The organism is Spiroplasma endosymbiont of Cantharis rufa (assembly GCF_964019665.1).
In the GTDB taxonomy this organism is placed as follows: domain Bacteria; phylum Bacillota_I; class Bacilli_A; order Mycoplasmatales; family Mycoplasmataceae; genus Spiroplasma_A.
This window is the reverse complement of sequence record NZ_OZ026459.1, coordinates 102,014-114,652: the sequence shown is the minus strand read 5'-3', so window position 1 is coordinate 114,652 and position 12,639 is coordinate 102,014. Positions and strand designations below refer to the sequence as shown.

The following is a 12,639-nucleotide window of genomic DNA, read 5'->3' as shown; positions in this document are numbered from 1 at the left end:
TCCTCTCTATAATTTAGATTTCTTATTAAAAACTAAATATCCAACATAACCAAATGGCATAATAATTACAATATAGATAAAGTAAGCAAGTGGTATTATAAATGTCGTTGTTTTTTTAATTTTATTTTTTTCATAAACAGGTTTCATAGAGGAACCCTTAATTTGATTTTCTGAACTAGAGTTTTCAAAATCAAAAATGTTCTTTATATTTAAAAATTGACCTTGGAAGAAAACATTATTTAATGAATTATATGAATCATTTAATAATTTAGATGAGAATAGCCCAGTTGACATTGCTGCAAAATGTCTAGATATATCTGTAGTTAAAGTATTAGATTTTTTAGAAATACTAAAGTAAGAATAAAGACCATCATCAATAGTTACAGACTCAACATTAAAAATTAATGGTCTAACCACATCAAATTCCATTGATTCTTTTCATAAATTAATAATTAATGCATTAATAATTGTCAATTCAGGAAACTTTCTATATACTTTTGCCATTTGGTTATTTTGTTCTATAACTTTATTATTTTTACAAATTTCTAAATAAGTACTCTCTCCTTCATAACTTAATGTTAAGTTACAAAAATCATCAGTTAAACTCTCATCATATGATTGATTGCCAAATTCATATATTTTTTTTCAAGAGAAAAAATCCAATGTTTTATAATAATCTGAAGGTCTACTATCTATAATAGGCAAATCCAATATTTCATTATAGCCTTTTATTCCTGATGAATATGTATCCTTATTATCAGCTAAAATTGAGGTTTTATATTTATTATAAAAATTTTTAGTAAATACAAGCATATTTGAATACTCAGGTAAGAGCTTTGAGAGCTGATCTACAAAATTATCTATATTTATATCCTTTGATTCTATTTTATTTCAGCTGCTATTGCTATAATACTCATCTTTTACAAATAAAGAAGGGATTTCATTTTCATTTTCAGAAATAAGTGAATCTTTGTTTTCTAATGTAGTTCTATTTATTTTTTCAATTACTTTTCAAATAGGTGTTTTTTCTAGTAAATATTGTTGTTGTATTTCTTTGTTTTCATCAAAAACATTGTAATTATAATAAACTTGACCATAACCAATATTTTTAAGAAGAATATGTGTTGCCTTTTCATAATTAAAATTTTGATGATTATTAAACTCATTTTTACTTAAATATTTTTTTGAATTTCACCCTGGGAAAAAATCATCTGTAGGAACAATTTTATATCAAAATTTTTCCTCAGAACTTTCTTCATTTTCCTCAGCTTTTTCATATTGTTTTAAAGGTTCCAAAGCATTAACCAAGTAGCTATTCATTCCATTTAAAGATAACGATTTACCATTACCATCATCATCATCAAATAGCTCTTTATCTTCTTTAAAATTATTATAAAATTCTTGTGCAGAAAACATTTTAATATTTGTTTTTCAATTATCTGCCTTTGAAGTACTTATAATGAATTTTATTGAAGCAAACATTGGTGCTAATCCAATTGTAATCATAAATAGCATTGAGAATAAAGTTGCAAGTGAAGTTTTAAAAACAACCATTATCAAAGATATAAAAATAGTTGAGAATAAAGCTAAAAAATAGAAGAAAAATGTTTGTGAATAATGTAAATTAAAGAATAACTCACTATTATTTAAACTGGTTAAATTTAAAATGATAGCAAACATTAACGGTACTGTTATATAAATACAAGCTATAGTAAAAGTGATAAGAATTCTAATTAAATAAGATTTTCAAGTTTTATATCCTGCTCTTAATTCAATAGATGCTATTCCGTCTTTTACTTGTTTTTTAAATAGATAAAGCGTATTTAATAATATATGAAAGATTATAGTTATACCACTTACTAAAAAAGTAAAGTATTTTAACGATGAATAACTTGAAATATCTGATGCTTTAATAATATCTGTATATTCAACTATAAAAAAAATTATTGTTGCAATTGCAAATATTAAACCACTAATAATTGAACCAACATTTTTCATTGTCAGTTTTAAATTAATTGAATAAAGTAAAGTAAAATTCTTGAAATTTTTCTTTTTAAAACTTTTGTCTACTACCAATTTTTCCATATTAATTATTTTCCTCTTTATTTCGATATAAATCTCTTAGAATATGTAAGTCCTTAATTGGTTCATTCATATGCTTTTTATAAATATCCATTATGTGTTCTTTCTTTCTATCAAAATCATTTGCGTACACAATTTGTCCTTTTTTAATTAAGACCAGATAATCAGCAAGTTCTTGTAATTCCTCGATTATATGACTTGTAATTAAAATAGTTATTCCAACTTTTGATAGGAGTTTAAAAATATTCATAAAGTATAATTTTGATTCAACATCAACATTTGCTGTTGGTTCATCAAAAATAATATACTCTGGTGATCTAACCAAAACACTTGCCATAATAGCCTTCTTTTTTCAACCTGATGATAATTCCTTTAGTTTTTTATCTTTATACGGTCTAAGTTCTAATAATCTATAAACATTATCAATACTTAACTCTGTTCTATTTTTATTCATATTATTTGCAGCACAGATATAATGTAAATATTCATGAACTCTTATATCCAAAGGCACATTATTTGAGTCTGGAAAAAAAGCCACCTTTGAAAGATTATTATTTTTAAATAGACTTTGTCCGTCAATTAAAACTTCGCCACTATCTAATTTAAGTTCACCAAAAAGTGCTTTTATTGTTGTTGTTTTACCCGCACCATTATCACCTACAAAAGCTACAACTGAGCCTTTTTTTATTGTAAAACTAACATCTTTTAAACCAAAACTCCCTAATTTTCTGGTTATATTTTTTATTTCAATCATAACGTTCCCCTTTACAACTATTGTAAATTAATTAAACTGCTTTTTTAATATAAAAAAAAAAAAAAAACATCTTTTAAGAAAATTGATAGATAACAAAATTTATTTTATTATCTATTTCTTTTAGATGTTTTTAAAAAAATTTTAAATAACACATGCATCACATTCATAATTTTCACTATCTTCAAGAACTTCTTGACGCACTCTAACATAGTATATTGAAGCACATCCTTTTTTAAAGGCTCTTACATACGCTTTATTTAAATCTCTTGTAGTTACTTGATCAGTCATAAATAATGTTAATGATATAGCTTGATCAACATGTTGTTGAGCTGCAGCTGCAATATCAATAATAGGATCTGGACCAACTTCATAAGCTCCTAATGAATAGTAACCCATATTTTCAAAGTCAATTTTATAAGCTGGCACATAAACTCTTCCAAGTTTTCCTTCTTTTCTAACTTCAACTGGTGCAACTACTGGTTGCAAACTTGGAGTACAAGAAGATAAATAACTTATTGAACCTGTTGGGGCTACTGCCATTAAGTGTGAATTAGCTAGTCCTGTTTTTTTAATTTCGTTTGATAATTCTATTCAATCTTTTTGAGTAGGGATTGAAACTTTGTATTTATTAAATAAATTTTTAATTAATTCTGATTGAGGAGCTCATTTATTACTTTCACATTCTGTATATTTATTAAAATATGATCCATCTGCAAATTTTGAGATTTTAAATCCAGCAAAAGAACCATACTCCTTTGACAATTTATTTGAGGCTTTAAAAGCATGAAAAGCCATTGTATAAAAAAACATATTTGTAAAATCAATTGCTTCAGGTGAATTATAGTAAATGTGATTTGTTGATAAAAAGCCATGTAAATTCATAGCACCTAATCCAACTGCATGATTATTTTTATTTCCATTTTCAATTGAAGGTGCACTTGATAAATCACTATTTCTTGAAACATGATCTAAAGCAAGAATTGAGTTATAAATAACATCTGAAAATTCTTCGCCACTTTCCATTGTTTTAGCAATATTCATACTTCCCAAGTTACAACAGATATCTTCACCTGTTTTCTTAAATGATAAATCCGAATTATATTCACTTGGAGTTGAGACTTGAACAATTTCACTACATAGGTTACTCATAACAATTCTTCCAGCTACTGGATGAGCATTATTATTATTTACAGTATCATCAAATAGTAAATAAGGATAACCACTTTCAAAATGTAATTCTGCAATTGCTTGAAATAATTTTCTAGCATTAATATATGTCTTTTTAATATCTTTATTTTTTAGCATATTTTCATATTCCTCAGTTACTGAAATATCTGAGAAAGGTTTCTTATAAACTTTTTCAACATCATAAGGACTGAAAAGAGCCATATCTTTATTTTCTTTTGCCAAATCAAAAGTTATATTTGGAACTACCACTCCTAATGATAAGGATTTTATTCTAATTTTTTCATCAGCATTTTCACGTTTTGTATCAAGAAATGACATTATATCTGGATGATGAACATTTAAGTATACAGCTCCAGCACCTTGTCTTTGACCTAATTGATTTGCATAAGAGAATGAGTCTTCTAAAATTTTCATCACAGGAATTACACCTGTTGCTTGATTTTCAATATTTTTAATTGGAGCACCAAATTCTCTTAAATTAGTTAAACAAATTGCAACTCCCCCTCCACGCTTTGATAGTTGTAAAGATGTTGTAACTGCTCTTGCAATTGACTCCATGTTATCTTCAATTCTAAGCAAGTAACATGATACATATTCCCCTCTTTGTTTTTTTCCTGCATTTAAAAAAGTTGGGGTAGCTGGTTGAAATCTTCCTAATATTATTTGTTTTAAAATATTTTTAGCTTTATCAAAATTTCCACCACCTAAAAATAGTGCATTTAAAAGTACTCTATCTTCATAAGTTTCAATATATTTTTTGCCATCAAAACTTTTTAAACCATAAGCATTAAAAAATTTTAATGCACCCATAAAACTAGGGAATTTAAATTTAAATGAATATGCATAATTGTTTAATTCATCAATTTGTTTAATTGTATATTTAGAAATAACTACTTCATCATAATATTGATTTTTTATTAAGTAATCAATTCTTTCTTTAGTGGTTGAAAACTTCATCATGTTTGGTTCAATGTGTTCTTTCATATATAGTTCTGCTGCCTGAATATCTAGTTTAAAGTTATCCTGACCAGGCACAAATAATTTTGCTCTAGCATTTAATTTTATATACTCATCTGATTCATTTGTACCAGAAAGATTTTTTATATTATCTTTGTTCATTATTTTATTCCTCTCAAAAATCTTCCAAGATTTTTCTTATTGTCTCAACATCATGTGCAGTTCCTAAAAGCTCAAATTGATATAATAAAGGAACATTCAACTTCTTAGAAATTATTGGACCTGCAATTGCAAATGTATCACCAAAATTAGTATTTCCAGAAGCTATTACTCCTCTACATAAATTTCTATTATTTTCATTATTTAGAAATCTTATAACCTGAGCTGGTACAGCCCCTTTTGTATCTCCGCCACCTCCAGCATAAGTTGGAGTTATTAAAACATATTCCTTTTGAACAATTAGTTGATCATCTATTTCATAGGGAATTCTTTCATCATTTACATCTAGTTTTTCCATAAATCTATGGGTATTATTAGACACTGAAGAAAAGTATACAACAAATACTTTTCCCCTTGGTTTTTTAATATCTTTATTTGATATTTTAATAACATCGTCATGCATTAATTAAAATTCTCAATCCTCATCAGATGTTTCTTCAGTTACACCCATAACATAAGATGATCCATTACCTGAGAAAAAGTCATGATTTTCATCAGCTCTTGCTGATAATTGTGTAAATATTTCTGGTTCAATTCTAGTTTCTTCTTCTGTAAATGGAGATTCATAACCCAAGTTTTGTAAAAACTTACCTGCGTTATATAAACTAAATCTTACAGCATCTTCTGCAATACCGAACCCATCATATAATTCATATAAAAATTTATTCTCTAACTCTATTAATTCATATAGTAAATCAAATACAAAGTTTTTCATCTCTGCTTGCTTTGCAGGAGATAATTTTTCAACTTTTCTTTGATATTTGTATCCACTGTAATAATTATGAATGACCTTATCTCTTAAAATTAATCTTATAATGTCTGAAGTATTTGGCAATTTTCCTCTTGCTGATAAATAAAAAGGTAAATAAAATCCTCCATAAAGTAAAAACCCTGGCATAAGTGCCGCTGCAACTTTTGATTTTAATGGATCATTTCCTGTGTAATATGGTATTAATGCTTTTGCTCTCTCTTGTAAACTATCACAATTAATTACTCATTCATGTGCTTCCTCAATTTGGTCACTTGAACATAAAGTTGAAAAAATTGTTCCATAGGATCTTGCATGAACGGCCACCATAAATGCAAAGTTAGTATAAATAACTTGCTCATGATCTGTTAATGAGTTTGATACTTGTGCAACATCTCCAACAGTTGCTTGAATAGTATCTAATAAAGTAAGCCCAGTAAAAGTTCTTGTTACTAATTCTTGTCATTCTGGAGTTAGTGTTTTTCATGAAACTAAGTCATTTGAAACTGGAACTTTTTCAGGTAATCAAAAATTTTGTGTAACTCTATTTCAAACTTCTAAATCCTTATCATCATTCATTACATTTCAATTTATAGATCTCATTCTTCCATTGAATTTATTCATAGCAAACTCAATTGGAGAAAGTGAGTCATAATAATATTGATTTTTTTTATTTGCCATTTTTTATTTTCGCCTTTCATTCAATTCTATTTTTATAGAATAATGCACTACAATAGTGCCTGTAATTATAAATTATACTTAGTTTGGTTGTCAAAAATGATACCTAGAAAAGTAGATTATTTCACGTAACAATTTTTACTAAATAAATATTAAGTGAAACAAAAACACTATATTTGTATCGTAGTTAAAATATTATCCTATATTAATCCCTTTATAAGCCAATAAAAAGATTAATATAAAAAACCCCTTGTTTAACCTTAATTGTTATAAACTCACTCATTTATACTACTTCTAGGCATTTATCCTTAACGCCCTAAGTTAAATCCGTTGATATCCTTTATTTGAAAATTTGTGTTTTTTATTTCTATAATGTTATAACTAAAAAAACCTAAAAAAGGTATAGTTTTTTCAAAAAAATTTAAGAAAATAATTTATTTAATTTCTCTAAATAAGATTTTTTTTCTAAAATAAAATGTTAAGAATAAAAAAAGCCTCATCAAGGCTTATTAATACTAGATAATTGAGTTATCTTTCATTGCTTTCTCAATTGCCTCAATAGCTTCGTTTTCGTCTTGGCCATTTGCTTCAATTGTAATTTCAGCACCGGTTTTAACTGCTAATGCCATAACATTCATAATTGATTTTAAATTACCTTCTTTATCTCCACATTTTATTTTAATTTCTGATGCGTATTTTGAAGCTTCTTTTGTTAAAACTGATGCAGGTCTTGCATGTAATCCAACTGGATCAATTACTTTAGCTGTGAATGAAGTCATATATTATCCTCCTTAACAATATTATTGTATATAAAAATGTTAGATATACAATAAAAAAGAAGCTTTAAATTTTAATTAATTAATTTTATTCTATTTTTTCTCAAGAAGCAGAGTTTATTGGTATCATTTTAACTCCTTGCTTTGGATCTGTAAAAGCCACTGAAATATATCTATCAATAATTTTAATTACTAGTCCATCTCCAAAAATCATATGCCTTATTTTATTGCCTTTAACTACACCAGCTTCTAATTTATCAGGTTTTAGTTCTAAATTCGCTTTTCCTTTATAAGTACTTGAAACATCAGTATTAGAGTGAAAATAAATGCTTTTTTCTATTTCATATAATTCAGGATTAAGTTCTTGAATAAATCTAGAAGGTCCTAATTCACCATTAGATATATAAGAATATTCTCCTGAAACATAAGATATAAAAAGTCTTTCCTGAGCTCTTGTAATTGCAACATAAAATGCTCTTCTTTCTTCTTCTAGATTTTCAATCGATAAAAAACTCATTTTTGATGGAAATACATCTTTGTTTAGACCCACAATAAATACAACCTTATTTTCTAATCCCTTTGCAGAGTGAATTGTTAATAGCGTAACCTTATTTATTTCATTTTGATTTTCTTCATCACTTGATAAAGCCTCTTCTTGTAAAAAGATAACTGCTCTATTTAAGTCATTTTTAGTTTCGTTATAGTAAGTATCATATTTTTCCATTTGATCATAATATGCTTCTAAGTTTTGTAATGCTTCAATATCTTCTTTATCTTTTAAATCCAGGCGATCTCTATAACCAGATTCTTTAATTAGAGTTTCTGTTAATTTTAATATACTTTTATTTTCTTCAAATATTTTTCTTGCATTTTTTAAACACTCTATAAGTTCATTTAAATTTTTTGATATTTGATTAACTTCTTGACTTTTTGTTGTTAATAAATCAAATAAGCTTAAATTTAATTGCTCTGATGCTGCTTTTAATTTTGAGGCTGTTACAGTTCCGACTTTAGGAGTAAATGTAAAAACTCTTTCCATAGATAAATCATCTTTGAATACAACTGTTCGTAGAAGAGCAGTTACATCTTTAATTACTTTTCTATCTCTAAATTTAAACCCTCCAATAAGCTGAAAAGGAACTTTTTGATTTTGAAATTCCTTTTCGAATTCCTGAGACCATGCATTTGTTCGATATAGAACAAAAATATCTGAATACTTATAATTATTTTCCTCAACAAGTTCTTTTATTTTTTTAGATACAAATTTTGCTTCAAAGTTTCTTGAAGCAACTTCCTTAACTTGAACTATTTCGCCCTCTTTTTTTTGAGTAAAAATATCCTTCTTTTCCCTATTTTTATTGTTATCAATAAAGTTATTTGCAATATCCAAAATTGGTTTTGTTGACCTATAATTTTCATTTAGTATTATTGTACGAGAGTTTGAAAACTCATTTCTAAAATTAAGAATAATATTTACCTTCGCACCTCTTCATGAATAAATAGTTTGATCTGGATCTCCAACAACTGTCAAGTTATTTTTTTTGCCTGTTAATCATTTTACTAAATCAAATTGTATATAATTTGTATCTTGAAACTCATCCACCATTATATAGTCAAATCTATTTCTTCATTTTTCTCTTATATTTATATTATCATTGAATAGTTTATGAACTTTTAAAATTAAGTCATCAAAATCCAGATAATTTTTTTCATATAAATATTGTTGATAATCTCTATAAGCTTTTGCTCATTTCTTTTCTTCAAAATTAAAAGTTTCTTCATATGCTTCATTCCAATCAATTTGTTTCGACTTTCAATTGCTAATTTTAGATAGAATTTTTCTTTCTGGCCTATTTTTTTCTGTACTAATATCGAGTTTTTTAATTATATCTCTAATTATTTTTGCTTGATCTGAAGCATCAATAATAGTGAAGTCATTTGATATACCAATATCTTCACAATCTTCTCTAAGCACTCTAACGCAAAAAGAGTGAAATGTTGTAATTAAAGGACTTCTATCTAAATTTGGAATTATTTTACTAACTCTATCTTTCATTTCCTGAGCTGCCTTATTTGTAAAAGTAACTGCTAATATCTTTGAGGGATAAATTCCCTCCTTTTCAATTAGATATGCTATTTTTGTTGTTATAACTCTTGTTTTACCACTTCCAGCTCCTGCTATTATTCTTACAGGCACATCAGTAGTAATTACTGAGTCAAGTTGCTCATCATTTAATTCTTTTAATAGTTCTTTTATCATGTAAATAACTCCTATAACTTTTTTATAATATCAATTTTTAGAGATAAAACTTCAGAAATTAAAATAATAATTTAAATACTTTTTAAGTCTTGATAAAGTTTTTCAAAAAATTCTGATTCAATTAATTTATTGTGTCCTGGTTTGGAACTTAACATTAAGCATACACTAAATTTATTTAAAGGATCAACTAATGCAGTAGATCCTAATAAACCATCTCAGCCAAATTCTCCAATTTCAGTCAGTGGAAAGTTATTATTTTCTATTCTTACTCTAACACCATAACCATAACTATAGTCTTCATTTAAAGTTCATCTAAAATTTGATCTCAAGTTTTTTAGTCTATCTGTTGTCATTTCTTTTAAAATTTTTTCACTAATTACTTGATTTCCCTTTAAATCTTTTCCATCAATTAAAAAATCCAAAAACTTTAAATAATCTCCTACTGTTGTAAATAAACCAGCTCCACCCATTGGCATTTTTGGAACATTGTCAATTTCTTGAATAAAAAAATTGAAATTCTCAACTTTTTCTAAAATGGGCTTATCTTTTAATAAACTTCAATTATAAACTTTCGCCTCTCTTTTTCTATCTTTTAAGTAGAAATCGCTGTCTAACATTTGTAACCTGTCAAATATTCTTTGCTTTACAAAATCTCTATAACTCATTGATGTAGCTTTTTCTATTACAGCTGCAATAACATCTAGTGATAAACCATATCTTCAATTTGTTCCTGGTTCAAATTCTAAAGGTATTTTTGAAAGTTTATTTATAAAAGTAGGGTAATCCATAAATTTACCATCAATTGGTTTTGCAAATTCTGATAATAGTAGGGTTGTCTGTTTTTGGGTTATGGTTTTATTTCCAAAATATGCTAATCCTGAAGTCATTGTTAATAAATGCTTAATTAAAATTGCATTCTTAGCATCAACTATTTCATTATTATTTTGACTATTTAAAACTTTAATATTTTTAAATTCAGGAAAAAATTTATGTAGAGGATCATTTAAATTTATTACCTTCTCATCAATTAAAGTTAAAAATGCAGCCACTGTTACGGTTTTTGTTAGTGAATAACCCCTAAAAATCAAATTCTCATTCATTTCAGATTTTGTATCTATATCATTAATTCCATAAGAAAATGAAAAAATGCTTTTTTTATTTTTATTAATTTTTAAAACTGCTCCTGTAAAATATTTTTTTTCAATTAATTCTATCAATTTCTTTTTAGTATTTTCAAAATTATTCATCTTCTTCTCCTGTTATTTTTTTTATTTCTTCCAAATCAATTTTACCTGGTCTATTTTTTTGTAAATGAATATGATTAATACTCTCATATTTTTTTTCCACAACTACTATTTTTTCTAAAAAATAAGCTCTTATTTTTAATTTTAGATCTATAGAAGCAATATTATCTTTTTGTAAATAGATTGTTAAAGGAATATAAATAAATCACATTGCTAAAAAAGTATATCCTATATTATTTATTATTTTTAAAAGAATCATATTATCAGAATCTTTTGGAGTAGTAAAAAGAATAACTCCCATAATAATTTGAATAATTAATAAAAAAAATAAAGGAACATATAGAAAATATAATTCTCTTAAGAACATTTCTGATATTCTTATTTTTTCATTATTTATTTTTTTTAATCTTAAATTAAAAATTAATTTTCCCAAAGTATTGCCTTTACATAAGTATGGTAAAAGTACAAAGTAAAAAAATAATACTATTTGGCTTACAGGAATATTTATAAGTAGACTTTTTAAATCATGGATAGGATTTAAAAATGACAATAGTAAAGTTGGAATTGAACAGATAATGATATCAAAAAGTCTTGCAAAAAAGATTCTTCCTAAATGTGGCTTTACCAAATTATGAGAAAAATCTTTTTTATTATTTTGATTTGTCATTAAAAACCATTCCCTTTATTTTGCTAATTTTAATAGGCCTTTCATATATGACGAAAAGTCTATTACTACCTCTTTAAATTTTTCATCCTTGGTCTCTAGAAAAGCTTTATTATTTTTCATAAATTCTTCTCTTTTATCTTCAAATTTTCTAGTTGCAAAACTAGATGCCTTTTTAATTAATAATTTATTATCAAATTTTCTAATATTTCATAATCATATATGTATCATAGTTTTATAATAAGCATAATTTAAATAATCTTTTAAATTTTTAAATTTACCAATTCTTCTAAAATAATTTAAAATATGAGTTCATTGATTAACTAAGTCAAAAACTGAATATTGAACTTTTTGCAAGTTCATTTCTTCTAAAGGTTCTTTTATGTTTAAAAATAAATAAGAACTTGCTTGTCCTAAAAATTTATATGCAAATAACATATCATATCTTACAAATCTTCTAAATTTAAAACCAAATTCCTTTAATAAATTTGTTTTAAATAATTTATTTGATAGAGTACTACTTAAATAAGCAAATGGTTGAAATTCATTATTTAAATTATAAATTTTGCCTTTTTCTAAAAAAGTATCAATACATTTATCCGATAAACCAGTTAATTGAGTGGTATATTCTAAAATATCAATCTCTTGATTTTTATATTTTCCTAATTCTTTTTTTAATAGACTAATAAAATTAGGATTAATTTTATCTCCTTGAGATATAAAATGTATGTACTCACCATCTGCTAAATCAATTGCTGTATTTCAACAAACCGAAGCCCCTTGAATTGAACTATTTATAACTATTTTTATATTTTCAATATCTCAAAAATATTTTCTTGATATTGAAAGTTGCTCATTACTTTCTAGCATTTTATCTGCAATTAAAATTATTTCATAATCATTTTCACTTTGATCTAAAATACTCTGTAATGTAGCGTCTATATTTTCTTCAATATCTTGTCATGTAAGAACAAATGATACTAACATAGAATGCCCCCCTACTTATTACAATAATTTTACACTAATTTGTAAGTACAAAAAATCTTTTCTAGAAATACATAAAAAAAGC

At 25.6% G+C, this 12,639-nt stretch carries 10 protein-coding genes; all 10 read right to left on the bottom strand.

The window, feature by feature from the left end; genetic code table 4:
- Positions 1-6: 6 nt before the first annotated feature.
- On the bottom strand, positions 7-2,085 hold the full coding sequence (locus AACL15_RS00520; RefSeq protein WP_339034326.1) for a hypothetical protein: 2,079 nt from the start codon (positions 2,083-2,085) through the stop codon (positions 7-9).
- A 1-nt stretch (position 2,086) separates the two neighbouring features.
- Positions 2,087-2,836 carry an ABC transporter ATP-binding protein gene (locus AACL15_RS00515; protein WP_339034324.1) on the bottom strand — a complete coding sequence of 250 codons (750 nt, stop codon included), beginning with the start codon at positions 2,834-2,836 and terminating at the stop codon, positions 2,087-2,089.
- Between the two features lie 141 nt (positions 2,837-2,977).
- Entirely contained in the window at positions 2,978-5,143 is a 2,166-nt protein-coding gene (gene nrdE, locus AACL15_RS00510) for a class 1b ribonucleoside-diphosphate reductase subunit alpha (protein ID WP_339034322.1), read from the bottom strand.
- A gap of 4 nt (positions 5,144-5,147) precedes the next feature.
- Positions 5,148-5,603, bottom strand: coding sequence for a class Ib ribonucleoside-diphosphate reductase assembly flavoprotein NrdI (gene nrdI / locus AACL15_RS00505; protein WP_339034319.1), 456 nt, complete (start codon positions 5,601-5,603; stop codon positions 5,148-5,150).
- A gap of 3 nt (positions 5,604-5,606) precedes the next feature.
- Positions 5,607-6,629: a class 1b ribonucleoside-diphosphate reductase subunit beta gene (gene nrdF, locus AACL15_RS00500; protein WP_339034317.1), complete on the bottom strand. Its 1,023-nt coding sequence runs from the start codon at positions 6,627-6,629 to the stop codon at positions 5,607-5,609.
- Between the two features lie 512 nt (positions 6,630-7,141).
- A complete protein-coding gene (locus AACL15_RS00495; RefSeq protein ID WP_339029804.1) occupies positions 7,142-7,405 on the bottom strand; it encodes an HPr family phosphocarrier protein in 264 nt (87 codons plus the stop codon).
- Between the two features lie 85 nt (positions 7,406-7,490).
- Entirely contained in the window at positions 7,491-9,662 is a 2,172-nt protein-coding gene (locus AACL15_RS00490; protein WP_339034315.1) for an ATP-dependent helicase, read from the bottom strand.
- A gap of 71 nt (positions 9,663-9,733) precedes the next feature.
- Positions 9,734-10,909 (bottom strand): serine hydrolase domain-containing protein, encoded by a 1,176-nt coding sequence (locus AACL15_RS00485; protein WP_339034313.1) that lies wholly within the window; start codon positions 10,907-10,909, stop codon positions 9,734-9,736.
- Positions 10,902-11,573 carry an RDD family protein gene (locus tag AACL15_RS00480; protein WP_339034311.1) on the bottom strand — a complete coding sequence of 224 codons (672 nt, stop codon included), beginning with the start codon at positions 11,571-11,573 and terminating at the stop codon, positions 10,902-10,904. The genes AACL15_RS00485 and AACL15_RS00480 overlap by 8 nt, the downstream gene beginning before the upstream one ends.
- A 15-nt stretch (positions 11,574-11,588) precedes the next feature.
- On the bottom strand, positions 11,589-12,557 hold the full coding sequence (locus tag AACL15_RS00475) for a glycosyltransferase family 2 protein (RefSeq protein ID WP_339034309.1): 969 nt from the start codon (positions 12,555-12,557) through the stop codon (positions 11,589-11,591).
- Between the last annotated feature and the right edge of the window lie 82 nt (positions 12,558-12,639).